The sequence below is a fragment of the Halomonas sp. GD1P12 genome, assembly GCF_025725645.1.
Lineage (GTDB): Bacteria > Pseudomonadota > Gammaproteobacteria > Pseudomonadales > Halomonadaceae > Vreelandella.
In genome coordinates this window covers 1853820-1878269 of the sequence record NZ_CP107007.1, presented here as the reverse complement: position 1 = coordinate 1878269, position 24450 = coordinate 1853820, and the positions used below count along the sequence as shown (strand labels likewise).

General features: G+C 59.9%; 24 protein-coding genes and 1 tRNA gene. 15 read left to right on the top strand and 10 right to left on the bottom strand.

Annotation, left to right across the window (positions count from 1 at the left end; translation table 11 throughout):
• Positions 1-3: 3 nt before the first annotated feature.
• Together OCT39_RS08750 and OCT39_RS08745 are read left to right on the top strand one after the other, a co-directional pair.
• Positions 4-1281, top strand: coding sequence for an ATP-binding protein (locus OCT39_RS08750; RefSeq protein WP_263587259.1), 1278 nt, complete (start codon positions 4-6; stop codon positions 1279-1281).
• A 27-nt stretch (positions 1282-1308) separates the two neighbouring features.
• Positions 1309-1848 (top strand): response regulator transcription factor, encoded by a 540-nt coding sequence (locus OCT39_RS08745; protein WP_263587258.1) that lies wholly within the window; start codon positions 1309-1311, stop codon positions 1846-1848.
• Positions 1849-1884: 36 nt separating this feature from the next.
• Here the strand turns inward: OCT39_RS08745 and OCT39_RS08740 are convergent, their stop codons facing one another.
• Positions 1885-2658: a 3-hydroxybutyrate dehydrogenase gene (locus tag OCT39_RS08740; protein ID WP_263587257.1), complete on the bottom strand. Its 774-nt coding sequence runs from the start codon at positions 2656-2658 to the stop codon at positions 1885-1887.
• A gap of 155 nt (positions 2659-2813) precedes the next feature.
• Here OCT39_RS08740 and OCT39_RS08735 point away from each other — a divergent pair, with 155 nt between their 5' ends.
• A complete protein-coding gene (locus OCT39_RS08735; RefSeq protein ID WP_263587256.1) occupies positions 2814-3074 on the top strand; it encodes a GrxA family glutaredoxin in 261 nt (86 codons plus the stop codon).
• A gap of 110 nt (positions 3075-3184) precedes the next feature.
• Positions 3185-3949 carry a DUF1338 domain-containing protein gene (locus tag OCT39_RS08730; RefSeq protein ID WP_263587255.1) on the top strand — a complete coding sequence of 255 codons (765 nt, stop codon included), beginning with the start codon at positions 3185-3187 and terminating at the stop codon, positions 3947-3949.
• 30 nt (positions 3950-3979) lie between these two features.
• Here the strand turns inward: OCT39_RS08730 and OCT39_RS08725 are convergent, their stop codons facing one another.
• Entirely contained in the window at positions 3980-4645 is a 666-nt protein-coding gene (locus OCT39_RS08725; protein ID WP_263587254.1) for a CoA transferase subunit B, read from the bottom strand.
• 61 nt (positions 4646-4706) lie between these two features.
• Positions 4707-5405, bottom strand: a complete 699-nt coding sequence (locus OCT39_RS08720; RefSeq protein ID WP_263587253.1) for a CoA transferase subunit A — start codon at positions 5403-5405, stop codon at positions 4707-4709.
• A gap of 156 nt (positions 5406-5561) precedes the next feature.
• Here OCT39_RS08720 and OCT39_RS08715 point away from each other — a divergent pair, with 156 nt between their 5' ends.
• From OCT39_RS08715 to OCT39_RS08705, 3 genes are all read left to right on the top strand, one after another.
• Positions 5562-6485, top strand: a complete 924-nt coding sequence (locus OCT39_RS08715; protein WP_263587252.1) for a LysR family transcriptional regulator — start codon at positions 5562-5564, stop codon at positions 6483-6485.
• Between the two features lie 150 nt (positions 6486-6635).
• Positions 6636-7517 (top strand): acyltransferase, encoded by an 882-nt coding sequence (locus OCT39_RS08710; RefSeq protein WP_263587251.1) that lies wholly within the window; start codon positions 6636-6638, stop codon positions 7515-7517.
• Complete coding sequence (locus OCT39_RS08705; protein WP_263587250.1) at positions 7454-8416, top strand: LysM peptidoglycan-binding domain-containing protein; 963 nt, start codon at positions 7454-7456, stop codon at positions 8414-8416. The genes OCT39_RS08710 and OCT39_RS08705 overlap by 64 nt, the downstream gene beginning before the upstream one ends.
• 72 nt (positions 8417-8488) lie before the next feature.
• On the opposite strand, the gene gcvT is transcribed toward OCT39_RS08705, so the two are convergent.
• Positions 8489-9601: a glycine cleavage system aminomethyltransferase GcvT gene (gcvT, locus tag OCT39_RS08700; RefSeq protein WP_263587249.1), complete on the bottom strand. Its 1113-nt coding sequence runs from the start codon at positions 9599-9601 to the stop codon at positions 8489-8491.
• Between the two features lie 102 nt (positions 9602-9703).
• Positions 9704-11104 (bottom strand): alanine/glycine:cation symporter family protein, encoded by a 1401-nt coding sequence (locus OCT39_RS08695; RefSeq protein ID WP_263587248.1) that lies wholly within the window; start codon positions 11102-11104, stop codon positions 9704-9706.
• A 429-nt stretch (positions 11105-11533) separates the two neighbouring features.
• On the opposite strand from OCT39_RS08695, the gene gcvH reads away from it, so the two are divergent.
• Entirely contained in the window at positions 11534-11920 is a 387-nt protein-coding gene (gcvH, locus tag OCT39_RS08690) for a glycine cleavage system protein GcvH (RefSeq protein ID WP_263587247.1), read from the top strand.
• 74 nt (positions 11921-11994) lie between these two features.
• Positions 11995-14892 carry an aminomethyl-transferring glycine dehydrogenase gene (gene gcvP / locus OCT39_RS08685; protein WP_263587246.1) on the top strand — a complete coding sequence of 966 codons (2898 nt, stop codon included), beginning with the start codon at positions 11995-11997 and terminating at the stop codon, positions 14890-14892.
• Between the two features lie 143 nt (positions 14893-15035).
• Here the strand turns inward: gcvP and OCT39_RS08680 are convergent, their stop codons facing one another.
• A complete protein-coding gene (locus OCT39_RS08680; RefSeq protein WP_263587312.1) occupies positions 15036-15926 on the bottom strand; it encodes a LysR family transcriptional regulator in 891 nt (296 codons plus the stop codon).
• Positions 15927-16088: 162 nt separating this feature from the next.
• Between OCT39_RS08680 and ppnN the strand changes: the two genes are divergently transcribed.
• The 4 genes from ppnN (at position 16089) to OCT39_RS08660 (ending at position 18804) form a co-directional block, all read left to right on the top strand.
• Positions 16089-17474, top strand: a complete 1386-nt coding sequence (gene ppnN, locus OCT39_RS08675) for a nucleotide 5'-monophosphate nucleosidase PpnN (RefSeq protein ID WP_311960797.1) — start codon at positions 16089-16091, stop codon at positions 17472-17474.
• A gap of 30 nt (positions 17475-17504) precedes the next feature.
• Positions 17505-18230: a sulfite exporter TauE/SafE family protein gene (locus OCT39_RS08670; RefSeq protein ID WP_263587245.1), complete on the top strand. Its 726-nt coding sequence runs from the start codon at positions 17505-17507 to the stop codon at positions 18228-18230.
• A gap of 97 nt (positions 18231-18327) precedes the next feature.
• Positions 18328-18531: a hypothetical protein gene (locus tag OCT39_RS08665; RefSeq protein WP_263587244.1), complete on the top strand. Its 204-nt coding sequence runs from the start codon at positions 18328-18330 to the stop codon at positions 18529-18531.
• A 93-nt stretch (positions 18532-18624) separates the two neighbouring features.
• The gene (locus OCT39_RS08660; RefSeq protein WP_263587243.1) at positions 18625-18804 is read left to right on the top strand and encodes a hypothetical protein; all 180 of its coding nucleotides are present in this window, start codon (positions 18625-18627) and stop codon (positions 18802-18804) included.
• 54 nt (positions 18805-18858) lie between these two features.
• On the opposite strand, the gene OCT39_RS08655 is transcribed toward OCT39_RS08660, so the two are convergent.
• The 4 genes from OCT39_RS08655 to OCT39_RS17415 all read right to left on the bottom strand — a co-directional run bounded on the left by OCT39_RS08655 (position 18859) and on the right by OCT39_RS17415 (position 21235).
• Positions 18859-18935 (bottom strand) — tRNA-Pro (locus OCT39_RS08655).
• A 104-nt stretch (positions 18936-19039) separates the two neighbouring features.
• Complete coding sequence (locus OCT39_RS08650; RefSeq protein WP_263587242.1) at positions 19040-19843, bottom strand: inositol monophosphatase family protein; 804 nt, start codon at positions 19841-19843, stop codon at positions 19040-19042.
• A 65-nt stretch (positions 19844-19908) separates the two neighbouring features.
• Positions 19909-20361 carry an anti-virulence regulator CigR family protein gene (locus OCT39_RS08645; protein WP_263587241.1) on the bottom strand — a complete coding sequence of 151 codons (453 nt, stop codon included), beginning with the start codon at positions 20359-20361 and terminating at the stop codon, positions 19909-19911.
• Positions 20362-20812: 451 nt separating this feature from the next.
• Complete coding sequence (locus tag OCT39_RS17415) at positions 20813-21235, bottom strand: prepilin-type N-terminal cleavage/methylation domain-containing protein (RefSeq protein ID WP_318152982.1); 423 nt, start codon at positions 21233-21235, stop codon at positions 20813-20815.
• 221 nt (positions 21236-21456) lie between these two features.
• On the opposite strand from OCT39_RS17415, the gene pilB reads away from it, so the two are divergent.
• Positions 21457-23202 carry a type IV-A pilus assembly ATPase PilB gene (gene pilB, locus OCT39_RS08635; RefSeq protein ID WP_263587240.1) on the top strand — a complete coding sequence of 582 codons (1746 nt, stop codon included), beginning with the start codon at positions 21457-21459 and terminating at the stop codon, positions 23200-23202.
• An 8-nt stretch (positions 23203-23210) separates the two neighbouring features.
• Positions 23211-24437 carry a type II secretion system F family protein gene (locus OCT39_RS08630; RefSeq protein ID WP_263587239.1) on the top strand — a complete coding sequence of 409 codons (1227 nt, stop codon included), beginning with the start codon at positions 23211-23213 and terminating at the stop codon, positions 24435-24437.
• Positions 24438-24450: the final 13 nt, after the last annotated feature.

Sequence of the window (24450 nt, the reverse complement as noted above, 5' to 3'; positions counted from 1 at the left end):
TTCATGCAAACCGCCCTGCCGCTGCCGCTTTCGACCCCCAACCGCAACCTGGTGCGCCTGACCATCGTTCGAGGTATCACCTGGACCGGCTTTTTGTTGGCGATCCTTATAGGCGTCGAGGTGCTCGATTTCGAGCTCGAGACCGCCACGGTCATCAGCGTCGTGGTATCCATGGGCCTTTTGAACATCCTCACCTGGTGGCGGCTCGGGCGCCCGCGGGCCGTCAGCCATCTTGAGTATCTTCTCCACCTGCTGGCGGACATTGCCGGGCTGACACTGCTGTTCTACTTCACTGGCGGTTCGACCAATCCATTCATTACCTACTACCTGGTACCGGTGACCATTGCCGCGGCAACGCTGCCCTGGCGCCACGCCTGGATCATCGCCGGTTGCGCCATGGCGGGCTACAGCTACCTGATGGTGGATTACCACCCCATCGCCCAGCTCAGCCATATCGATAGCGACAGCCTTTTGAACCTGCATGTCGTGGGCATGTGGCTCAACTTCGGGCTTTCGGCGGGGCTTGTTACCTTTTTCATTTACAAAATGGCCCATGCGCTTCGAAGCCGCGACAAGGCGCTATCGCGCACCCGTGAAGCCGCACTTCGAAACGAGCAGGTGCTGGCGGTGGCCACCCAGGCAGCGGGCACCGCTCACGAACTCGGCACACCGCTTTCCACCATGGCGGTGCTTTTAAAAGAGATGCAGGCGGAAGCCGCTGACGACTCGCCGCTTTATGAGGACATCGCGCTGTTGCGCCAGCAGGTAGATGTCTGCAAATCACGGCTGCAGCACCTGGTCACCAGCGCCGACCGTCGACGCATGGCGGAGCCGGAGGTTCAGGATGGCGAGGCCTGGCTTTCCAGCGTCATCCAGCGCTGGCTGGTCATCCGCCCGGATGTCACCCATACGCTCGAGACGCCGAATCGCCGCGGGCGACCCTGGCTACTGGTCGATGCTACCCTCGACCAGGCACTGACCAACCTTTTGAACAACGCCGCCGACGCGCATCCGGACCAAATCGCCATTCGATTGGACTGGTTCGACGATAACGTCATCATCGACATTCGCGATCACGGTCCGGGGGTTTCGATGTCGATCGCCGACCAGCTCGGCGACACCTTCGTGTCGACCAAGAGCAAGGGCATGGGCATTGGTCTATTTTTAACCCATGCCACCATCAACCGTTTTGGCGGCGGCGTAAGCCTTTATAACCACCCGGAAGGCGGCACGCTCACCGAGGTAACGCTGCCGCGCAGCGACGCGCCGGAGAAAACGTGAGTGCTGCCCAACGAAAGCGAGAAGACCATGCACACAGATGACCAGCGCCTTTTGATCGTGGATGACGACGACGTGTTTTGCCACGTGTTGAGCCGAGCGCTTACCCGCCGCGGCTTCGATGTGAAGGTCGCTCACGACGCCGAGCAGGCGCTCGAGATCGCAACGTCGTTCTCACCGACCATCGCCACACTCGATCTCAAACTCGAGCACAGCTCCGGGCTCAAGCTTTTGCCGGAGCTTCTATTGGTGGTGCCGGATTGTCGCGTCGTGGTGCTAACGGGCTACTCGAGCATCGCCACCGCCGTCGAGGCGATCAAGCTTGGCGCGGTGCACTACCTGTGCAAGCCGGTGGACGCCGACGATGTCATCGCGGCATTTGAAAACGGCGGCGGCGACCCGGACATCGAGCTTGCGGACAACCCGCCGTCAATTAACCGTATCACCTGGGAGCATATTCAGAAGGTGTTGCAGGAGCACGACGGCAACATTTCCGCCACCGCGCGGGCGCTGGGCATGCACCGGCGCACCCTACAGCGAAAGCTGCAAAAACGTCCGGTTCGACGCTAATGCAGCCATTCGGTAAAACGAAGTTACCCAGCCGAATCAGTGCGCCGTCCAGCCAAGGTCGATATTGAAACTCGAGCCGGTCACGGAGCCGGCGGCATCGGAGGCCAGATAGCACACCAGCTGAGCGACCTCGGCGGGTTCGATCAGGCGCTTGATTGCAGCGTCCTTGAGCATGATCTTCTCGATGACTTCCTGCTCGTCCATCTTGTGCATCTTCGCCTGATCGGCGATCTGATTTTCGACCAGGGGCGTTTGGACGTAGGCCGGGCACACGGCGTTGGCGGTAATGCCCTGCTCCCCACCCTCCAGCGCGGCGGTTTTGGTCATGCCGATCAAACCGTGTTTGGCGGTCACGTAGGCGGCCTTGCCCGGTGAGGCCACGTGGGCGTGAATGGAGGCGATATTGATGATGCGGCCCCAGCCGTTTTCGCGCATCGAGGGCCACACCGCCTGGGTAAGCAAGAACGGCGCGGTGAGCATCAAATTCATGATCGCTCGCCACTTCTCTTCGGGAAACGACTCGATATCGCTGACGTGCTGAATACCCGCGTTGTTGACCAGGATATCCACTCGACCAAAGCGCTTGATCGCCTCCTTGACGGCGTTTTTACACGCCTCGGGGTCGGTCAGGTCGGCCTGGTAGAACGCCGCGTCCTGGTCGCTGGCGATCTTTTCACCCGCCTCGTTGAAATCCACCGCCAGCACCTGAAACCCTTGCTTGCAAAAGTGCTCGACCACGCTTGCGCCGATTCCACTGCTCGTACCCGTTACCAGTGCCACCCGAGGCGTTGTATCCGCACCTGCCGACATAGTCATCTCCTATAAAAAAGACATCCAGTTACCTTGAGAACCCACTCAGTATAGAACCGTGATCGTGCGTTGAACCAACGCGACGCGTTATTGTTCAACGCAGCCCTCCTGAGCGACAATGATCGAAACGCCATTCACCAACCCAAGGAATTTTCATGTTCGTGGTAATTTTTGGCCGTATGAGCTGCCCTTTCTGCGTTATGGCCAAGCAGCTCGCCGAGCAGCTCGAAAACGCTCATAAAATAGAGGGTTATCGCTACGTCGATATGCCCTCGGAAGGCGTGACCAAGGAAGATATCGCCAAAACCGCCGGCAAACCGATCCACACCGTGCCTCAAGTATTCATCGACCAGAACCACATCGGCGGCTTCTCCGAGTTCGACCGCTACGTTCGTGACAACGACCTGCTCGCCTGATGCGTTGATAGCCCTCACACTCTCACGCGGAACCCGTGTAGAACCTTGCTGCCTATACTGGGAGGGCATCCTCCCTAACAAGACCGAAAAAGTCGGCAAGGACACGCGCCATGCAACGTGAAGAGTTCGAACGCCAGCTTTGGCTCGATTACATTCATACCCATCCGGATGTTGGCGGGCTGGGCATCTGGCCGCTGGACGTCAAGGCGGACTACCTCACCCTGCTGACCCTCAATCACGGCCCCTTCAGCGCACGGCGTCTCACCCAAACGCTCCAGCGAATGGGGTACGCTTGCGCTACTCAATACGCCCTGGCAGACAAGGGGCTGATCATTCATTTGCTCGGAGCGCCGGGCAGCAGCTGGCTGGTGCTGGTAGAGCTTCAGCTTGGTGCCCTGTGCACCACGCCGCGCAACGCCTTGATGGCGCTGATCGAACAGAGCCACCCGCAGGACTGCAAGGGGCATAACCTGTTGTGTCGCGGGCGGCCCTGGCCCATGCCCTCCTGGGCGCTCTATCAGCAGCTGGAAGCGGAGCACCCGCTGGCAGCATGGCTCGCCGCCATGGGCCCACGACTGCACCATGCCGGCTTTGACTGCCGGGCGCTCGGCGAACCCATCACCGCCCTCGACAAAGCGCTGGGCCAAGCCGGTATGCAGTGCTCGACGAACCGACAAAACGGCATTTTCCCCGTCTCGAGTTCGCTCGAGCACCGCTTCTATCCCGCCATGCCGCAAAAGCTGGTGTTTCGCCAGGGCGATGAGCACCGGCTCTGTCTTGGCGGGCTGGCACTGGCGCAAAAGGTGCTGAGCGAAAGCTCCGCCACCCTGGGCGAAGAGCTTTTACCGGCCCACACCCGCTGCGAGATGGCGTGACGAACACACCATCTCGCCTTTTACGTGACATCAGGGCTCGGCAAACTCCATCTCCGGCACGTGATCGGGCACGATGAGTTTGCCGGCAGTTTTCTCCTTGATCTCCTCGACGCTCACTCCCGGCGCACGCTCTTTCAACACGAACGCCCCGTTCTCGATCTCAAGATAGGCAAGATCGGTCAGCACGCGGCTAATGCAGCCCGCACCGGTCAGCGGCAGTTCGCATTTTTCCAACAGCTTGGATTCACCGTTTTTTGAAGCATGGGTCATGGTGCAAATGATGTTCTCGGCGCCGGCGACCAGATCCATCGCCCCCCCCATGCCCTTGATCAGCTTGCCGGGAATCATCCAGGAGGCGATGTTGCCATTCTGGTCCACCTCGAAAGCGCCCAGAACGGTCAGATCCACGTGGCCGCCGCGAATCATGGCAAATGACTCTGCGGATGAAAAAATCGCCGCCCCCGGGCGGGCCGTGACCGTTTCCTTGCCGGCGTTGATCATGTCCGGGTCGAGCTCTTCGTCAGTCGGGTAGCGCCCCATGCCCAACAGCCCGTTTTCGGACTGCAGCATCACGTCGATGCCTTCCGGGACATAGTTGGCCACCAGGGTGGGAATGCCGATTCCGAGATTGACGTAGAAGCCGTCCTTGAGTTCGCGGGCAACGCGCTGGGCCATCTGCTCACGTGTTAGCGCCATGGTAATGTCCTCAAATCAATGATGATTGGTCGATAGCGTCGGTGTCGATGACGTCCGGCGGTTAGTTTCGAACCGTGCGTTTTTCGATGCGCTTTTCGAACGAGCCCTGAATGATCCGGTCGACGTAGATGCCCGGCGTGTGAATCTGGCTCGGGTCCATTTCGCCGGGCTCAACGATCTCCTCGACTTCCACGACGGTGATTCGGCCGGCGGTGGCGACCATGGGGTTGAAGTTCTGCGCGGTGTGGCGATACATCACGTTACCGTAGCGGTCCGCCTTCCAGCCCTTGACGATGGCGAAATCACCCACCAGTGCCTCTTCGAGAATGTAGTGGCGGCCGCCGAACTCACGTACTTCCTTGCCTTCAGCGATCGGCGTGCCGTAGCCGGTCGCGGTATAGAACGCCGGAATGCCCGCGCCGCCGGCGCGCATTCTTTCGGCTAGCGTCCCTTGAGGCGTCAGTACGACGTCGATCTCTTCGTTGAGCATCTGCTGCTCGAACAGCGCGTTCTCGCCGACATAAGAGGCGTAGATCTTGCTGATCTGACGCTTTTCGAGCAGAAGGCCGAGGCCGAAGCCGTCGACACCGCAGTTGTTGGAAGCCACGGTCAGATCCTTGACGCCGCGGCGCTGGATCTCGGCAATCAGGTTTTCAGGAATGCCGCAGAGCCCGAAGCCGCCCGCCAGCACGGTCATTCCGCTCTCGATACCTTCCATCGCTTCTTCATAAGAAGCGACGCGCTTGTCGAATCCTGCCATGGGTAACCTCGCTGTTGTCGGTAGAGCCTCTCGCACTGAAAAGGCGAACAGGCGTATTCAAGAGGATAGCTGCCCGAGCCAGTGTTGTGCCGGGCGATATATTTGTTAAGTTTGTTTTTCTTATGAATTGATTTAAACAACTTATGAAGAGTCGCCATGACCGTCAAGCAGCTTCGTGCGTTTCTGGCCGTCGCTCAAACCCTGAGCTTTACCCAGGCCTGCGAGCGGTTGCACCTTTCACAGCCGGCGCTCTCTCTGGCGATCAAGGGTCTGGAGGAGTCGCTCGGAGGCAAACTTCTGATCCGCAGCACCCGCCACGTTCGCCTGACCCCGGAAGGTGAATCGCTTCTGCCGCTGGCCAAGCACTTATTGGCGCAGTGGGAAAACACCGAGGAGCGTCTGCGCGAACGCTTCACGCTGCAGCTGGGTCGGCTCAGCGTGGCGGCCATGCCCTCCTTTGCCTGTGGCCTACTGCCCGAGGCGCTGGCGAGCTTTCGCCAGCGCCACCCCAAAATCAACGTCACGGTACACGATGTCATCAACGAGGACGTCATGGCCATGGTGCGTGCCCGTCAGGTCGAGGTCGGCATCGTGTTCGCCCCGGAAGGACTGGGCAGTTTGACCTTCACGCCGCTTTTCGAGGACCACTTCGTCGCCGTTGTCCCACCCGAAAGCCCACTTGGCCGTCGACCGCTTGACTGGCAGCGGCTCTTGCAAGAGGACATGATCACGCTGCAGCGCCCGTCACGGGTGCGCCGCCTGCTCGAGGATGGCTTGGCGCGCCAAGGGTTCGAGCTCTCCATCGCCTTCGAGAGCCACCAGCTTTCGACCGTGGGAAGTATGGTCGCCCGAGGGCTCGGGGTGAGCGCGGTTCCGTCGATGTGCATTCCCCAGATGCACGCGCTGGGCGCGCGCTGTGTAGCGCTCACTGAGGGATTGATCGAGTGCCAGGTGGGCATGCTCACGCATCAGGAGCTCTCCATAGCCGCCCAGGCGCTTCGCACGGTGCTGATCGACACCGCCGCTCCTCTTTTTGAAGCCCGCTGGCAGTCGCCGAGCACCGGATTTACTGGGAAGTAACGCCTTGATCCTTTAGGATTTAGCCAAAAGCCGGCGGGGGCCGCCGGACAATGCGTTCCAACCGGGCCGCCGGGCGTGCCAGCGCGGTCACGGGCAAAGCGGCTTACCAAGAGTCAATAAAAGGGCGCGGGGCACTTAAGGAGGGTGAGTATGCCGGTCATCAAGGGAGTCGTTAGCATAGTGCTGATGACGCTTACCACGCTTTTCTGGGGCGTGCCGCTTCTCGTACTCACGTTTCTCAAGGTCGTGATACCGGGGCGGCGTGCTCGTCAGTGGCTGCTCGACCGGCTCTGCGCGGTGGCGCTGAACTGGATCGGGCTCAACCTTTGGTGGATGAAGCGCTGGCTCAAGCCCAACGTCTCCCTGGACGTTCCCGACTCGCTAAGCCCTGAGCAGTGGCTTCTGGTGATTTCCAATCATCGCAGTTGGACCGATATTTTCATCCTGTTCATGGCGATGCATCGGCGCATTCCCATGCCGCGGTTTTTTCTCAAACACCGGTTGATCTGGATTCCCATCGTCGGTCTGGCCTTCTGGGCGCTGGAGTTTCCCTTCATGCGCCGTTTTAGCCGCGAGCAGATTGCCAAAAATCCAAAGCTCGCTACCATTGACCGGGAGTCGACCGAGCGCGTGTGCCGCCAGGCGCGCCACGCGCCAATTTCGATCTACAATTTCGTCGAAGGCACCCGTTTTAGCGTGGCCAAACGCGACGCTCAGCAGAGCCCGTATCGACATTTACTGCGGCCCAAGGCCGGCGGCGTCGCCCAGGTGCTCGGGCTCCTTGGCGACCAACTCGACGGCGTTATCGATGTCACCATCAGCTACGCCAACCCATCGCCAACCTTCTGGGGTTTTCTTTGTGGTCAGGAAGCGCCCATCACGCTGGTGGCCCGCAAACTCGAGATCCCCGACTGGATGCACACCGCAAGCTATCATCAACAACCGCAGCACAAGGAACGTTTCCACGCATGGATCAACTCACTCTGGCAGGAAAAAGACGCGCTGCTGGAAACGCTCAGCGATCACGCCTAACGCTTTGGATTGGTGTTTGCCTGCTGGCCGGCGTTCTTGGCGGGTGCGCGGGCTCGTCACCCTCGTCGGGTCAGCGGGTTAGCGTGGGCAGCAGCGCCAGCGGCGCTAGCGCCATTAACGGTCAGTGGGTCGAGGTACGCCGCGGCGATACGCTGGGTGAGCTTGCCAACCGCGCGGGCGTACCGCTGGAGCGCCTGGAGCGGTTTAACCCCGGGGTCAATGCCAGAGGCCTGGCGGTGGGGCAACGCCTTTTGATTCCTACTCAACAGGAGCGCGCCCCGTCCGGCGGGCCCTATCGCTACCAGATCCGCCCGGGCGATACGTTTTCCAAAGTCGCGCGCCACTTCAACACCACGGCGGGGCGCATTCAAAGTGCCAACTCGGGCACCTCACCCACCGCGCTGCGTGTGGGCCAGGTCATTAGCGTACCGCTGAGTGGCGCATCCGCCGCACGAGCAGCCTCCTCCAACGCCTCGAGTAGCGCCAGCCGCCCGGCCCCCACGCCGAGCGCCAGCGTCCCGTCGTCGGCGCGCAACTGGCCCTGGCCGCTGGAGGATTACCGCATCGTGCGCCGCTTCGGCACCGACAGCCGAGGCACGCTTCAACCGATGCTGCTGGCGACTCAAGCGGGCGCGCGGGCCCAGGCGGTGGCTCCGGGTGAAGTGCGTTTCGCCGATGGTATGCGCCAGCTGGGTGAAGTCGTGATCGTGCATCACGCCGATAACCTGCAAAGCGTCTACGCGCTGTGTGACAACATCCTGGTCAGCACCGGCCAGAACGTCAGCGCCGGCGAGCCGCTTTGCGAAGTCGGTCAGAGTAACGCCACCCAGCGTTATGACCTGCTGTTTGATTTGCGCCTGGGTGGCCAGCCGATCGACCCGCGCCGGGTGCTTCGCTAGCGCCCCAACGCGTTACGGACAGCTACAAAAAAGCCCCGGCCATCGCCGGGGCTTCTCGGTCAGAACGTAGGCCTAGCCGCGATAGTACCCCGGAGCAACGAACGGCGTTTTAACCACGGTCATCGGCAGCCTCTTTCCACGCACTTCGGCGTAGACCACCGTCTCCACCGCTTCGAATTCGCGGGCCACGTACCCCATGGCGATCGGCTTGCCAACACTTGGCCCAAAACCGCCGGACGTGACCACCCCAACCTCGTCACCCTGCTCATCGACCAGGCGCGCGCCTTCGCGTACCGGTGCCCGGCCATCGGCGACCAGACCCACCCGCTTGCGCGTATGATCCTTCGCATCGATCTGGTGAAGCACCACGTCGGCGCCAGGAAAGCCGCCTGCGCGTTCGCCGCCGTGGCGGCGGGGCTTGCCGATCGCCCAGATCAGGCCGGCCTCGATGGGCGTGGTCTGCATGTCCATATCGTGACCGTAAAGGCAGAGCCCAGCTTCCAGGCGCAACGAGTCCCGCGCGCCCAGGCCGATCATTTCCACCTCCGGCTCGCTCAAGAGTGCTTTAGCGAACGGCTCACAGTCCGGCTCGGCTACCGAGATCTCGAAGCCATCCTCACCGGTATAGCCACTGCGGCTGACCCACACGTCAAAGCCGGCCACGTTGAAACGCCCATGCTGCATGAAGGTCAGCGCGCACGCATCCGGGCAGAGACGCTGCATGACGTTAACAGCCTCCGGGCCCTGCAGCGCCAGAAGGCCGCGCTCCAACACCTCGATATCGTGGGTGTTGCCCAACGTGGCGCGCAGGTGCGCCAAATCCTGATCCTTGCACGCCGCGTTCACCACCAGATAGAAATGATCACCGGCGTTGACCAGCATCAGATCGTCGATGATGCCGCCCTCGGTGCCGATGAACAGCCCGTAGCGCTGATGATCTTTCGACAGGCCCACGAGGTCGGCGGGAATCAGCGATTCAAGCGCCTTTGCAACGTCCGGGCCGGACACCGCGATCTGGCCCATGTGGGAAACATCGAACAGCCCGCATTGACGGCGGGTATGCTCGTGCTCTTTCTTGACGCCGAGCGGGTACTGCACCGGCATCTCATAGCCGGCGAAGGGCACCATTTTGGCGCCCAGCGACTCGTGCAGCGCGTGTAGCGGGGTTTTCTTGAGTTCGGTCATGCTCGTTCCTCAATATCTGATCTTCGATATCTTTTCATCGACATCAAAAGAGCCGGGAAGCGTGATTCGCCCCCGGCTCGAGTCAACGTGTTGCGCTCATGCTTACTTGTCGTGATCCAGCGCTTCGCCGGGGAGCACGTCCTTGCCGGCGAAGTAGTCGCGCGCAAGCTTGAACACCACCGGCGACAGTAGCGCCAGCGCGATCAGGTTGGGAATCGCCATCAGCGCGTTGAACGTATCCGCCATCAGCCAGATGAACCCCAGCTGAGCCATGGCACCCAGCGGCAGCGCCAGCACGAACAGCACGCGGTAAAGCATGATCGAGCGCGTGCCGAACAGAAACTGAAAGCACTTCTCGCCATAGAACGACCAGCCCAGGATGGTGGTAAAGGCGAAGATCGCAAGCGCGACGGCCACGATCTGATTGCCCCAGCCGGGCAGCGCCGCATCGAAGGAGAGCGCGGTCAGCGAGGCGCCCTCCTCACCTTCGAGCCAAACCGTGGAGGTCAGAATGACCAGCGCGGTAATGGTGCACACGACAAGCGTGTCGATGAAGGTGCCCAGCATCGCGATTAGACCCTGGCGCACCGGATTTTTGGTTTGCGCCGCGGCGTGAGCGATCGGCGCGCTGCCAAGACCCGCTTCGTTGGAGAAGATACCGCGCGCCACACCGAAACGAATCGCCGCCATGACCGCCGCACCGGCGAAGCCGCCAGCGGCCGCCGCCGGGTTGAAGGCGTAGTAGAAGATCAGCCCGAACGCTTCACCGAGCTGGTCGGCGTTGACCACCAGAACCGCAAGCCCTGCCAGCACGTAGGCGATGCCCATGATCGGTACCAGCTTGCCCGCCACGTTGGCGATCCGCTTGATACCGCCCAGAATGACCGCGCCGGTGAGTACCATGATCACGAGGCCGGTCAGCCAGTGCGGCACGCCAAAGGTCGCATCCATGGCATCGGCCACGGAGTTGGCCTGAACGGTATTGCCGATGCCGAAGGCAGCGACCGCGCCGAAAAAGGCGAACAGTACGCCGAGCCACAGCCACTTTCGGCCCAGGCCGTTCTTGATGTAGAACATCGGCCCGCCCACGTGGTGGCCGTTGCTATCGGTTTCACGATAGCGCACGGCGAGCACTGCCTCGGCGAACTTGGTCGCCATGCCAACCAGCGCAGTGATCCACATCCAGAACACCGCCCCCGGCCCACCCAGGGCAATCGCCGTGGCCACACCGGCGATATTCCCCGTACCGACGGTGGCGGAAAGCGCGGTCATCAGCGCGTTGAACGGCGAAATCTCGCCGTCGTCGGTTTTATGCTCGACGCCCTTCACCCGTTTCGGGTCGCGCCCCTGCCACAACAGCTTGAAACCCGTGCCGAGCTTTCGCACCGGCATCAACTTCAAGCCCACCTGAAGATAGATCCCCACCCCGAGCAACAGGATGAGCATCAAAGGCCCCCACACGACGCCGTTCACGGCGCCTACCAGACTGGTTAAAGTCTCCACGACATTACTCCTTATCCCTTGAAGCATCCGCTGGATGCTTTTTGTTATGGCTGATTTTTTATGTTCGGCTCACCCTGCTCTATACGGTGGCAAAGCGTTGACTGAACGCCGAGCGCGACCAGGCCCAGGCCCCGTCCCCATTCGGCGCTCGATTTCCCCGTTTTACACCATTACCCCTATCGCCCGCCATGCGCTTTACGCGTTTTAGCTTGCAAAACCTCGCCAAGCGATTGATTTCACGCACTGCTGCAAATGATCGGGCGCTTTCACAAGGCTATTTTCTTATACCCGATCGCGCTATGGAAATTTGTTTCCTATCAGAAACACGGTACCATAGCGTCCATCATCGACGCCCGGCGAGAGGCTCGCCAAGCCCCCCGGCCAGGCGCTACCATGGTGGTTCAGACAACCGTTCAATAGGGAAACGACATGAGCAACTTGCCTTCCAACCTTCGCTACGCCAAAAGCCACGAATGGGTGCTCGATAACGAAGACGGTACCGTTACCGTCGGCATTACCGATCACGCTCAAAAGGCGCTGGGCGACGTGGTGTTCGTCGAGCTTCCTGACGTCGGCCAAACCCTGAGCAAGGGCGACGAGTTCGGCGTCATCGAGTCGGTCAAGGCGGCCTCGGATCTCTACGCGCCGGTCAACGGCGAAGTGGTCGAAGTCAACGAAGCGCTCGACGATGCGCCGGAAACCGTCAACGAAGCGCCCTACGAAGGCGGCTGGATCATGAAAGTGCGTCTCGACGATACCGGCCTTGACGGCCTGCTCGACGCCGATGCCTACCAAGCCACACTCGCCGACGAGTGAGCTTGAGGCGCCTGCCCTGGCAGGCGCCTGCGTTTTACCCTGCACGGTTTTTCCATCACGTCCGGAATTTTCTCATGCCCTTTGAAACACGCCGCCTGGCCGAACTGGCCGACCACGATGCCTTCATCAAACGCCACAACGGCCCGGGAGAGCGCGACGTTAGCGCGATGCTCCAGGCGCTGGGCATCGAAGGCTTAGAGGAGCTTATTCAGCGCACCGTGCCCGATGACATTCGCCTGGGCCGCGAGCTCGCACTCGACGACCCTCAGGGCGAAGCCGAGGCGCTGGGCTATCTTGCCCAGCTGGCGCGCCAGAATCGGGTTGCCAAAAGCTACATCGGCCAGGGGTATTACAACACCCATCTGCCGGCGGTGATTCAGCGTAACGTGCTGGAAAATCCGGGCTGGTACACCGCCTACACGCCCTACCAGCCGGAAATCTCCCAGGGCCGTTTGGAAGGGCTTTTGAACTTCCAGCAGGTGGTGATGGATTTGACCGGCATGGAGCTTGCCAACGCCTCGCTGCTGGACGAAGCGACCGCGGCGGCAGAGGCCATGGCGCTTTGTAAACGCGCCAACAAGAAGAGCAAGTCCAACGCCTTCTTCGTTGCCGACGACGTCTTCCCGCAAACCGTCGACGTGGTACGCACCCGCGCCGAGTGCTTCGGCTTCGAGCTGATCACTGGTCCGGCGGCGTCGCTTGCCGAGCACGACGTCTTCGGCGCGCTGTTTCAATACCCCAACGCCAGCGGCGCGATCACTTCACTCGAGACGCTGTTGACCACCGCAAAGGAGCGCGGCGTGATGAGCTGCGTGGCGACGGATCTTTTGAGTCTGGTACTGCTCAAGGAGCCCGGCGCGATGGGGGCCGACATCGTTATCGGCAACTCCCAGCGCTTTGGCGTGCCGATGGGCTTTGGTGGCCCCCACGCGGCGTTTTTTGCCACCTCCGACAAACTCAAGCGCTCGATTCCCGGGCGGATCATCGGTGTGTCCCAGGACAGTCGCGGCCATACCGCGCTGCGCATGGCGATGCAAACCCGTGAGCAGCACATCCGCCGTGAGAAAGCGACCTCCAATATCTGTACCGCCCAGGCGCTGTTGGCCAACATCGCCGGCTTCTACGCCACGTACCACGGCGCCGAAGGACTCAAAAAGATCGCCGCCCGGGTTCACCGCCTGACCACCCTGCTGGCGTTGGGCCTCGAGCAGGCCGGCGTGACACTTGCAAGCGACAGCTGGTTCGACACGCTACGCCTGACCGGCGTGGATGCGGGCAAGATTCACGGCCGTGCTATGACCGTCGATATCAACCTGCACTATTTCGAAGACGGCGACATCGGCGTAAGCCTCGACGAAACCACCACCGCCCACGACGTGAGCACGCTGTTCGATGTGCTGCTGGGCGATGAGCACGGTCTGTCGCTGCCGCCGCTCGAAGAGCAGGTGATGAGTGAAGAGCGCTCGGGCATTCCGGCCGCCTACCGCCGTGAAAGCGATTTTCTGACGCACCCGACGTTCAAGCGTTACCGCAGCGAAACCGAAATGCTGCGCTACCTGAAGCGCCTGGAGAACAAGGATCTGTCGCTGGCCCACGCCATGATTCCGCTGGGCTCATGCACCATGAAGCTCAACGCGACCAGCGAGATGATTCCGATCTCCTGGCCGGCGTTTGCCAAGCTGCACCCCTTCGCGCCGCGCGACCAGGTGGCCGGCTATCATCAGATGATCGATGAGCTGGCAGCGTTTCTGGTCGAGATCACCGGCTACGACCACGTGTCGATGCAGCCCAACTCCGGCGCCCAGGGCGAGTACGCGGGGCTTTTGGCCATTCGCCGCTACCAGGCCGCCCAGGGCGAGGGCCACCGCAACGTCTGCCTGATTCCGAGTTCCGCCCACGGCACCAACCCGGCGTCCGCGGCCATGGTGAGCATGGAAGTGGTCGTGGTCGAGTGTGACAAGCAGGGCAACATCGACCTCGATGACCTGACCCAAAAGGCCGAGCAGCACAAGGACCGCCTCTCCGCGGTGATGATCACCTACCCGTCGACCCACGGCGTGTTCGAATCCCACGTGCGTAAGGTGTGTGAGGTGGTGCACGACAACGGCGGCCAGGTGTATGTCGATGGCGCCAACATGAACGCTCAGGTCGGTTTAACCCGGCCTGGCGACTTCGGCGGCGACGTTTCGCACCTGAACCTGCACAAGACCTTCTGTATTCCCCACGGCGGCGGCGGTCCGGGCATGGGACCGATCGGGGTAAAAGCGCACCTGGCGCCCTTTGTTGCCAATCACGTGGTCACGCCAATCAGTGGTGTGAAAACCGAAGGCGGCGCGGTGGCCGCAGCGGCCTTCGGCAGCGCCTCGATCCTGCCGATCTCCTGGGCTTACATCAAGATGATGGGCGCGCGCGGACTGCGCGAGGCGACCGAGCTGGCGATCCTCAACGCCAACTACATCGCCAAGCGCCTCGAAGAGAGCTACCCGATTCTCTATCGCGGCCAAAACGGCACCGTGGCTCACGAGTGCATCATCGATATTCGCCCGCTCAAGCAGAGCTCCGGCATCAGCGAGGAGGATATCGCCAAGCGCCTGATGGACTACGGCTTCCACGCGCCGACCATGTCGTTCCCGGTGCCGGGTACGCTAATGATCGAGCCGACCGAGTCGGAGTCGCTTTACGAGATCGACCGTTTCTGCGACGCCATGATCAGCATTCGAGGCGAGATCAAGCGCGTCGAAAACGGCGAGTGGCCGCTCGAGAACAATCCGCTGGTCAACGCCCCGCACACCCAGAGCGATCTGGTCGATGCCGAATGGGATCGCCCCTACGATCGGGCCCTCGGCGCATTCCCGTCGGAGGCGGTCATGGCGGCGAAGTACTGGCCCGCGGTCAACCGGGTCGATAACGTGCTTGGCGACCGGCAGTTGATCTGCTCCTGCCCGAGCATCGACGACTACCGAAGCGAATAGCCCCCTCGTCTTTTGGCACGACAAGCCCCGCCGCGCGCATCGCGGCGGGGCTTTTTTATACGTTTCGATACTTATGCGTTTCGTTGCCTACGCTTTCGTTACTTATGCCTGCGTTACTTATGCCTTCGTTACTTATGTCTTCGTTACTGAGCGGTTTCCTGAAGCCGCTGCGCCTTGAAGCCGTCGAGCAGCTTTTGATAGCGCTTGGGCGGGGTGGCGTCGCGCCGTGTCAGTACGTAGAGCACCTCGTCGACACCGACCGGAAGCGAAAGCGCCCGTACCTGACGCTGCCAGGGCGAGGTTTCGAGCACCAGCCGCGACACCACGGTAAACCCCAGCCCCCGGGCCACGGCGTCGAGCACCATGCTCACCTCGTTGGTAAATCCTTGATGGCGGAAGTGGCTCATCGAGCGAAATTCGTCGGGATAGTTGGCGCGCAGCAGGTGGTTGGCGTGGTTGATGCCGTCGTAGTAGTTGATGAAGCCCAGGCCCATCAACTCGGCAAGCGTAGATCCAGCGAAGTCCGCCGGTACGACCAGGCAAAGCGGCTCGGTATGCCAAACGGTGCAGGAGAGCTCCGCACTTTTGACCTGTTCGGTGGCGATACCGATATCGTAGCGCCCATTGATCACATCCCCGACGATCTCGTGGTTGAAGGCGAAGCTGTAGCTCACCGTCAGGTTGGGGTGCATCTGCTGCTGACCCAGAATGAACGGGTAGAGCATGAGCCCTACGCTTCCGGGTGATGCAATACGGCACTCGCCGCTATCGATCAAATCATCATCCAGGGCGTGTCGAAACTGCTCATGCTCGGCAAAGAGCTTGAGCGCGTAGTCGTAGGCGCGACGCCCGGACTCGGTCAGCGTGAAGCTCTTGCCCTTACGCTCGATCAGCGTTTTATCCAGATACCCTTCGAGCTTTCGAATGTGCTGACTGACACCCGGCTGGGTCATTTCCAGGCGCTTTGCGGTGCGCGTGAAGCTGCCGGTTTCCACCAAAGTGATGAACGTTCGAAAGTAGTGGGCATTGAACATGAGAAGCGCCATGGCAAAAGAGTCGTCAGGTGACGCAACCCGGCCACCCAAACGCGTAAGGTTAGCATAACCGGCAAGTGAAGGCGGCCTTGCGCCAGCCCCGATGCTTGCGTGATAGTATGGAAATCAACCGCGATCAATTACATAGAGACCGTCTCACGCATGAATGAAGTTCTGTCACCTCGCCCGACCATTTCCAGCATCATCTCGCCGGAGGGCAGCCTCGAAGTACTCTCGCAGCAGGAGGTCAACCGGCTGCAGAGCACCTCGCAAACCGGTCTGCACGACCTTTTGCGCCGCTGCGCGCTGGCGGTGCTCAACTGCGGCAACCCCTCCGATGATAGCCTCGCGATTCTCGAAGCCTACAAGGATTTCGACATCGAGGTGCTCCAGCAGGATCGTGGTATTCGCTTGAAACTGACCAACGCCCCGGCGGAAGCCTTCGTCGACGGCCACATGATTCGCGGTATTCGCGAGCATCTCTCGTCGATTCTTCGCGATATCGTTTACGTCTATAACGAGATCCAGCAGCACAATCGCTTCGATCTGACCACCGGTGAAGGTACGACCAACGCGGTGTTTCATATTCTGCGCAAGGCGGGCACGTTAAAGCCCGGCCTCGACCCGAGCCTGGTGGTGTGCTGGGGCGGCCACTCGATCTCACGCCAGGAGTACGACTACTCCAAGGACGTGGGCTATCAGCTGGGCCTGCGCGAAATGGACATCTGCACCGGCTGCGGCCCGGGCGCCATGAAGGGCCCGATGAAAGGCGCCAACGTGGCCCACGCCAAGCAGCGGCGCAAGGGCGGGCGCTATCTCGGGATTTCCGAGCCGGGCATCATCGCCGCCGAAGCGCCGAACCCGATCGTCAACGAGCTGGTGGTGATGCCGGACATCGAAAAACGCCTCGAGGCCTTCGTGCGCCTGGGCCATGGCATCATCGTGTTCCCCGGCGGGGTGGGTACCGCTGAGGAGATTTTGTACCTCCTCGGCATTTTGCTCCACCCCAACAACGCCACCATGCCCTTCCCCCTCATCTTTACCGGCCCCGCGGATTCCGCTGCCTACTTCGAGAAGATCGACGAGTTTCTGGTCTACACCCTGGGTGAGGAGATTCGCCGCTACTACACCATCATCACCGGCGATGCGGTGGCGGTCGCACGGCGCATGCGCGAAGGCATCGACACGGTTACGCACTTTCGCCGCGAGCACCAGGACGCGTTCTACTACAACTGGCGCCTCAACATCGCCCGTGAGTTCCAGGCGACCTTCGAGCCGACCCACGAAGCGATGAAAAGCCTCGCGCTTCACCGCCATCAGCCGACTCACGAGCTTGCCGCCAACCTGCGCCGGGCGTTTTCCGGTATCGTCGCCGGCAACGTAAAAGAGCCGGGCATTCGCGCGATCAAGGCGTATGGGCCCTTCGAGCTCTCCGCCGAGCCGGAACTGATGACGCGCCTGGACGAGCTCTTGAGCTCCTTCGTCGCCCAGGGGCGCATGAAGCTCGACGGCCAGCCCTATACGCCCTGCTACGTGCTCAAGAAGTGAGCTTTTACCGACTCATCCAGAGATGAAGGCGTGATCGTTGCGTTTTTGACCCTACTTGCCGCCGGCGTCGTCAAGGGAGCGATCGGCTCCGGCGTGCCGGTGATCGTGGTGCCGATCTTCACCATGCTCTACAACGTGCGGGTGGCGATTGCGCTACTGGTGGTCTCCAACCTTTGCAGCAACGCGCTTCAGGTGTGGCAGTACCGCCGACATCTGCTGCCCTGGCGCTTTCTGGCCACCTTCTCGATCGCCGGGTGTGCTGGCATCGTAGTCGGCACCTGGGGGCTCGTCGCGCTGTCTCACGATACCCTGTCGCTTGGCGTCGCGGGGGCGATCGTGCTTTATCTGATAATCAAACTGCTGCGGCGCAAAATGGCGCTTTCGATGGCCTGGGCGCAGCGGCTCGTTTTACCGGTGGGTCTGGTCGGCGGCGTACTTCAGGGCGCGGCGGGCATGTCGGCACCCGCCTCGATCACGTTCTTGAACGCCATGCAGCTCGAACGGCGCGTATTTATCGGCTCGATCTCGGTTTTTTTCTGCGCGATCACCGTCGCGCAGATTCCCGCGCTGCTGGCTGCGGGGCTTTTAAACGTGGAGCTTACGCTTTACAGCGCGGCTGCCTTTGGCGTCATTGCACTGGGCATGCCGCTTGGCGCCGCACTCGGCAAGCGATTGCCCTACGTGTGGTTCGACAATCTCATCGTGCTGCTGCTGGCATCCATTGCGGTAAAAATCATCACCGACGTGTTTCTTTGAACGCGGCGTACAACGTTTGACGCAAATGCCGAACGAAACACTATACTGAGTACACGCGACATCGCGCTTTATGTACTCCCAAGGAAAGGATACTCACATGGAAATGATCAACCAGCTTCAGGAAGGCCCGACCAAGGCGTTCGCCAAACACTGCTTCGAAGCCCACTCCCCGGAAGAGCTCGAAAAGGCGGCCGAAGGCGCGCCGGACGAAGCTGAAATGGAGCATTGGGGTATCAACGCGGGCCAGTGGGAAGAAGCCGTAACCACCGCACTCGCCGACCACCGCGCCCAGCAGGAGTAAGTGCCTTGCATTGCCGCTCCAATCGAGCGGCGTTATAGCTCGAACGCTGCACGCTAGACAACCAATGCCCTCTTACTTTATCAAGGAGGCTGTATGAGAAAGTGGATCATGCTGGCGGTGTTCAACTGGCTGCGAAAGCCCGCCAATCGCCAGAAGGTAAAAAACGCCTGGGACAAGCATCGCGGAAACACTCCCAATCAAGCTCAGCGCCCTCAAAACGCGCGCCCTGGTGGCCAGCAGGGCCGACCAAACGAGCTCAATGACCGCTACTGACCAGCCATAAAAAAACCGCCGCTCGGGATAAACCAAAGCGGCGGTTTTTAGTATTGGTCGGAGTGACAGGATTCGAACCTGCGACCTTTGCAACCCCATTGCAACGCGCTACCAAGCTGCGCCACACTCCGATGCCCATTGGCTTAACGCCTCAGGACGGTGCGTATACTAGCGTTTTGCGCTTCAAATGAAAAGGCCTTTTTACGCTTTCTTATCAAATGCTTGGCCAAGGCTTTCAAATTGCATCGAGTAAAAGCGACTTCATCGATTGGAAAACACCGGGCGCGGTGATCAGAAGCTCTTTTGGGTAAAGATCGATTGAGACACCTTCAGGCACCTCGACCAGCCGGCCCACCGTCGCCCCCGCTTCCCGGGCAATCACCCAGCCCGCGGCGAAATCCCAGGGCGATACCGTTTCGACATACGCGTCCAAGCGCCCGCAGGCGATGTCGCAAATATCGAGTGCGGCCGCGCCATTGCGGCGGATATCCTGGCAGTGGGTCAGAATCGTTTCCAAACGTGGCATCAGCGCCTTGCGTGCGGCGCGGTCATAGGGAAAGCCGGTGCCTACCAGCGTGGCGGGAAGCTCGGTAGCGCTACTAGGCTTGATCGGCTGGCCATTGCAGAACGCGCCGCCGCCTTTGAAAGCAGTGAAGGTTTCATCGAGAAATGGCGCGTGTACGACGCCGACCTTGCCTACACCCTCTTCAAGCCAAGCGATCGAGACCGCCACGTGGCGAAGCCCCTGGGCAAAGTTGACCGTGCCGTCGATGGGATCTACCACCCACAGCGGCGCTTTCGTACCGAGGCCCTGCTCCGGGCTCAGTTCTTCGCTCAACTGCAGCTCGCCAGGGAAGTGTTTGTCGAGCTGCTGACTGATAAAGGTATCGACCGCCACGTCCACATCGGTGACCAGTTCGATACCTTCCTTCAAGCGCTGATCGAAGCACTGCTCTTCTCGCGCTTTAACGATCATGCGCCCTGCCTCTTCGGCAATGCGCACCGCTTCGGCTAAACGTGCTTCCAAAGTAACCGCCATGCTGACTCCCTTACCGTTGTGCTAAACGCTTTATGGTAAGGAGTCCTCATGGCGGTGTCATGACATTAACGAATCAGCGCGTTGGTGATGATATCGACGACCACTTGGGTAGCCGCTTCGATCAGCACCACATCGGCCCCCACGCGGCGCCACTCATAGCCGGAATACTGCGGAAGCTCACGATAAACGGAATCGTCGAAGCGTTTGGCGATCCCGGGCGGCAAGGGTTTACCCTGCTCCAAACGATTCTGCATACCCGGCGGCAGGGAGGAGTCAGCGCGAACATCGTACTGGCGAAGGATGCGCAGAATATCCTGGTCGTTGAAACGCGGCAGGTCGCTGTAGGAGTGCGACTCGTCATGGCCGCGGTGTGAATTGCCGCGTTGATGGTGATCCTGGTGGTGACCTTGCGAATTGCCTCGCGCGCTATGGGCTGGCGCGTGGGCGGGTTGGGCTAGTGCAACGGTGTGCCACGTCAAGGAAGTGGCCACCAAGATGCTCAAAGCAGAAATGTTCATACCTAAACTCATTAAGAATGGAGGTTGTAGCTTAGTATAAAATCAAGAACAATGTGTACTTAAGTGCAATCTGCCCTCAGATCAAGCATGCTAATTCCATTGAATAAAACATCGCCTAATTACGCCGATTAGGCCTCAAATAAATGGCATTTTAAAAGGTAAATGGTCGCATTAACGAACTGCTGGCTATTCGACTCTATACTTGAAGCAGAGGCTTAAACGCTACACTTGGCTCTAAAATCGCCATGCTTCTCATAAAGCGTTTCATCGTCGATCATCAATCACGGCTATGATAGAGTGGTGATTTAGTTGACGAGAGTTATTTAACGAGCGGGTGGTTAATCTCTTAAGACACGGCATTCAATTATATTAAAACTTACGAGATTTTTTTAAAGTATAAAAAAAGCCGCTTGTCAGCGGCTTTTTTTAAACGCCATAATTAAATAAAATTTTAATCGTTGGTTTGAGAGATACGACCATTAGAATAAACATAAACGGGCTGAGTTCGGTTTTGTGTGATTATTGTTTCAGGGCCATCAGCCTCAACTCCAGAGCCGGTTCCTTGAGCTACGAACAACTCCACTAATCCCTCGAAGTTTACAGTTGTTCCTTCTGCATCCAAGCTACAGGCTTCAAAGTCTAAAACATTTTCATCCAAATCTTCTCCTGTTGCAGAAGAGGCAACCGCTAAAGATCTAAATGAGTTCAACTCCGCAATACAAGCACTACGCTCAGAACGATCCAAATAATTACCATACTGCGGCACCGCAATCGCCGCCAAAATCCCGATGATCGCGATCACGATCAAAAGCTCGATCAGGGTAAAACCGCTTTGGTAGTACCGGCGTAGCTGAGTAGTTGTGGGGGTTTGCATACGTTGAGTCCCTTGCGTTGTGCGTTATGGAGCTAAAATAGCTTAGCCGCTTGGCTTGTCACATTAGCTCAGCCCCTGCAAGCTGACAACTAGCTTTATAAGCCTTTTTTGAGCGCTATTCAGACGTTTTGACCAAACACATTCGTGCAGTATAGTGCTTTTAGGTGGCAGCGTCAGATGTCAGCTGCTTTCCCCATGCACCTCCTGCGCTGCGAGCCCCTATGTCCTCATCCGCCTTCGATCAGCCCTTGGCTTCACGCGCGCTTAGCGGTATCGCGAAACGGCTCGTCGCTCATGAGGTGATGACCCAGGGCCAGGCCGAAGTCGCCGATACGACGTCTGCCGAGCTCGAAGTCTCGTTTTTGGAGCACGTAGTACAAAGCGGGCTGGTAGGCTCGGTCGATGCAGCGCTCGCGGCGGCCTGGGAGTACGGTTTGCCGGTAGTGGATCTGGAGGCGATCAAGATCAGCGCGCTTCCTCCGGCCAGCGACTATCCGGTCAAGATTCTCGAAAAGCTGAACGTTTTGCCGCTGGCACGCCACGGCCACCGGCTGACCGTGGCAGTCCCCTACCCGGCCACGCTCACACGGCTCGACGAGCTGCAGTTTGCGACCAGCCTGAGTGTCGAGGGCGTGCTGGCGCCGGTCGAGCAGATACGCAATAACCTGGCGCAGTACGTCTCGCAAAACGAGCGTAGCCTGCTGGATGAGTTGGAAGGCGTGGACGACGCCGTGGGCGAGCTCAATGTCGTGCAGCAGGAAGAGGAGGAAGAGGTTACGCTCGAGTCCTCGGTGACGAACAAGGATGACGCACCGGTCGTGAAGTTCGTCAATAAGGTGCTGCTGGACGCCATCGGCCGCGGGGCGTCGGATATTCACTTCGAGCCGTTCGAATCCCAGTACCGGGTTCGCTTTCGTATCGACGGCATGCTCATCGAGGTCGCTAAACCGCCCTTTTCGATGCGCGACCGGATCGCCGCACGCCTGAAGATCATGTCGCGACTCGATATCTCCGAGCGTCGCCTGCCCCAGGACGGCGCGATCAAGCTTCAGCTCTCGCGCACCCGCTCGATCGACTTTCGCGTCAACTCCCTGCCCACCGTGTATGGCGAAAAGCTGGTGCTGCGGATACTCGACCCCTCCTCGGTGCGACTTGGCATCGAGCAACTGGGCTTTAGCCCCACACAGCAGCGCGAGTACGAATACGCGCTCAAGCGCCCCCAGGGCATGATTCTGGTCACCGGGCCAACCGGTAGCGGCAAGACCGTGACGCTTTATACCGGCATCAACATGCTCAATGAGATCGAGCGCAATATTTGTACCGCTGAGGATCCGGTCGAGATCAAGGTGTCCGGCATCAACCAGGTCAACGTGCTGCCCAAAATAGGGCTCAACTTTGCCAGCGCTCTAAGGGCGTTTTTGCGCCAAGATCCGGACGTGGTCATGGTCGGCGAGATTCGCGACCTCGAAACCGCCGAGATCGCCGTCAAGGCGGCGCAAACCGGCCACATGGTGCTCTCCACGGTTCACACCAATTCGGCGGCGCAAACCCTGACGCGCCTGGCCAATATGGGGGTGGCCTCTTATAACATCGCAAGTTCAGTCACGCTGATTATTGCTCAGCGCCTTGCGCGCCGGCTTTGCCCGAGCTGCAAAGCGCCGGCGGACATTCCTCAGGAAGCGCTTTTAAAAGCCGGCTTTCGCAAGGAGCAGCTGACCAACGTGACGATCTATAAAGCGGTTGGCTGTAAACAGTGCACTCAGGGGTACAAGGGCCGGGTCGGTATTTATGAAGTGCTGCCGATCAGCGATGCCATGCGCAACCTGATCATGCGTGACGGCAACGCGCTCGAAATCGACGAGCTGGCGCGCAAGGAGGGCCATCCGAGCCTTTACCAAAGCTGTCTTGCGCGCGTGCTCGATGGCAGCACGAGCCTTGAAGAAGTCAACCGTATCAGCAAGGAGTAGCCCCGGTGATGGCCAAAGCAAAAGCGCGGACGAAGCTTGCCCCCCTGCACCGCTGGAAATGGCAGGGCAAGGGGCCGAAGGATCGACTCATGAAAGGCGAGCTGATCGGCCGCAGCCGGGAGGAAATCGTCGACCAGCTCGCCAAGCAGCGCATCACCGTTCTCAAGATTCAAAAGCGCAGCAGCTTTAGCGGCCGAGGCAAGGTAGCCAGCGTCGATATCATGCTGTTCGCGCGCCAGATGGCCACGATGATGCGCGCCGGCATTCCGATTCTCCAAGCGCTTCAGGCGATTTCCGAAAGCATGAAAAAGCCCGCCATGGTCGATCTCACCCAGCAGATCATGCGTGATGTCTCCTCCGGCGATAGCCTTTCCCAAGCCATGGCGCGCCACCCCAAACAGTTCGACCGGCTGTTCGTGAACCTGGTCAATGCCGGGGAGCAGGCCGGCGCGCTGGATCAGATGCTCGAGCGTATCGCGATTTACAAGGAGAAAGTCGCCTCGCTCAAAAGCCGGGTGAAAAAGGCGCTCTGGTATCCGGCTGCAGTACTCACCATCGGCCTTGCCGTGACCATGATTCTGCTGGTCGTCGTCGTGCCGGAATTCGAAAGCATGTTTCAGGGCTTCGGCGCGGAGCTTCCGATGCTGACCCAGCTCACCGTTCAGTTTTCCGAACTCGCTCAGGTATTTTGGCTGCCCACACTGGCGCTGATCGTTGGCGCCATACTGCTGCTCAAGGCGGCGGCGCGGCGCTCGGACAAGGTAGCGTACAAGATCGATCAGTTTCTGTTGCGCCTGCCGGTGCTGGGCGACATTTTGCATAAATCCGCGGTATCGCGCTTTACGCGCACGCTGGCGACCACGTTCAGTTCCGGCGTGCCGCTGATCGAAGGCCTCGAAACTGCCTCCGGCGCGGCGGACAATCGCGTTTACATGAAGGCGATCAATGAAGTACGCCAGGATGTGACCACCGGCCAGCAGCTTCACTTTGCCATGCGCCTGACCAACCGCTTTCCCGCCCTGGCGGTTCAGATGGTGAACATCGGTGAAGAAGCCGGTTCCCTGGATGCCATGCTCAATCGAGTGGCCGACTATTACGAAGAGGAGGTCGAAAACAAGGTCGATACCCTCACCTCGCTGATGGAACCGGTTATAATCGTGGTATTGGGGCTTCTGGTCGGCGGCGTCGTCGTCTCCATGTATCTGCCCATTTTCGAAATAGGAACCGCGCTTTAATCGCGTAGGGTCA

Coding starts and splice junctions, on each gene's coding strand:
- OCT39_RS08645 (WP_263587241.1), bottom strand. CDS start 20,361: ATGAACATTTCTGCTTTGAGCATCTTGGTGGCCACTTCCTTGACGTGG.
- OCT39_RS08665 (WP_263587244.1), top strand. CDS start 18,328: ATGGAAATGATCAACCAGCTTCAGGAAGGCCCGACCAAGGCGTTCGCC.
- OCT39_RS08740 (WP_263587257.1), bottom strand. CDS start 2,658: ATGTCGGCAGGTGCGGATACAACGCCTCGGGTGGCACTGGTAACGGGT.
- OCT39_RS08630 (WP_263587239.1), top strand. CDS start 23,211: ATGGCCAAAGCAAAAGCGCGGACGAAGCTTGCCCCCCTGCACCGCTGG.
- OCT39_RS08720 (WP_263587253.1), bottom strand. CDS start 5,405: ATGGCAGGATTCGACAAGCGCGTCGCTTCTTATGAAGAAGCGATGGAA.
- OCT39_RS08680 (WP_263587312.1), bottom strand. CDS start 15,926: ATGTTCAATGCCCACTACTTTCGAACGTTCATCACTTTGGTGGAAACC.
- OCT39_RS08650 (WP_263587242.1), bottom strand. CDS start 19,843: ATGGCGGTTACTTTGGAAGCACGTTTAGCCGAAGCGGTGCGCATTGCC.
- OCT39_RS08725 (WP_263587254.1), bottom strand. CDS start 4,645: ATGGCGCTAACACGTGAGCAGATGGCCCAGCGCGTTGCCCGCGAACTC.
- OCT39_RS08710 (WP_263587251.1), top strand. CDS start 6,636: ATGCCGGTCATCAAGGGAGTCGTTAGCATAGTGCTGATGACGCTTACC.
- OCT39_RS08715 (WP_263587252.1), top strand. CDS start 5,562: ATGACCGTCAAGCAGCTTCGTGCGTTTCTGGCCGTCGCTCAAACCCTG.
- OCT39_RS08705 (WP_263587250.1), top strand. CDS start 7,454: ATGGATCAACTCACTCTGGCAGGAAAAAGACGCGCTGCTGGAAACGCT.
- OCT39_RS17415 (WP_318152982.1), bottom strand. CDS start 21,235: ATGCAAACCCCCACAACTACTCAGCTACGCCGGTACTACCAAAGCGGT.
- gcvP (WP_263587246.1), top strand. CDS start 11,995: ATGCCCTTTGAAACACGCCGCCTGGCCGAACTGGCCGACCACGATGCC.
- pilB (WP_263587240.1), top strand. CDS start 21,457: ATGTCCTCATCCGCCTTCGATCAGCCCTTGGCTTCACGCGCGCTTAGC.
- OCT39_RS08660 (WP_263587243.1), top strand. CDS start 18,625: ATGAGAAAGTGGATCATGCTGGCGGTGTTCAACTGGCTGCGAAAGCCC.
- OCT39_RS08730 (WP_263587255.1), top strand. CDS start 3,185: ATGCAACGTGAAGAGTTCGAACGCCAGCTTTGGCTCGATTACATTCAT.
- OCT39_RS08750 (WP_263587259.1), top strand. CDS start 4: ATGCAAACCGCCCTGCCGCTGCCGCTTTCGACCCCCAACCGCAACCTG.
- gcvH (WP_263587247.1), top strand. CDS start 11,534: ATGAGCAACTTGCCTTCCAACCTTCGCTACGCCAAAAGCCACGAATGG.
- OCT39_RS08745 (WP_263587258.1), top strand. CDS start 1,309: ATGCACACAGATGACCAGCGCCTTTTGATCGTGGATGACGACGACGTG.
- ppnN (WP_311960797.1), top strand. CDS start 16,089: ATGAATGAAGTTCTGTCACCTCGCCCGACCATTTCCAGCATCATCTCG.
- OCT39_RS08735 (WP_263587256.1), top strand. CDS start 2,814: ATGTTCGTGGTAATTTTTGGCCGTATGAGCTGCCCTTTCTGCGTTATG.
- gcvT (WP_263587249.1), bottom strand. CDS start 9,601: ATGACCGAACTCAAGAAAACCCCGCTACACGCGCTGCACGAGTCGCTG.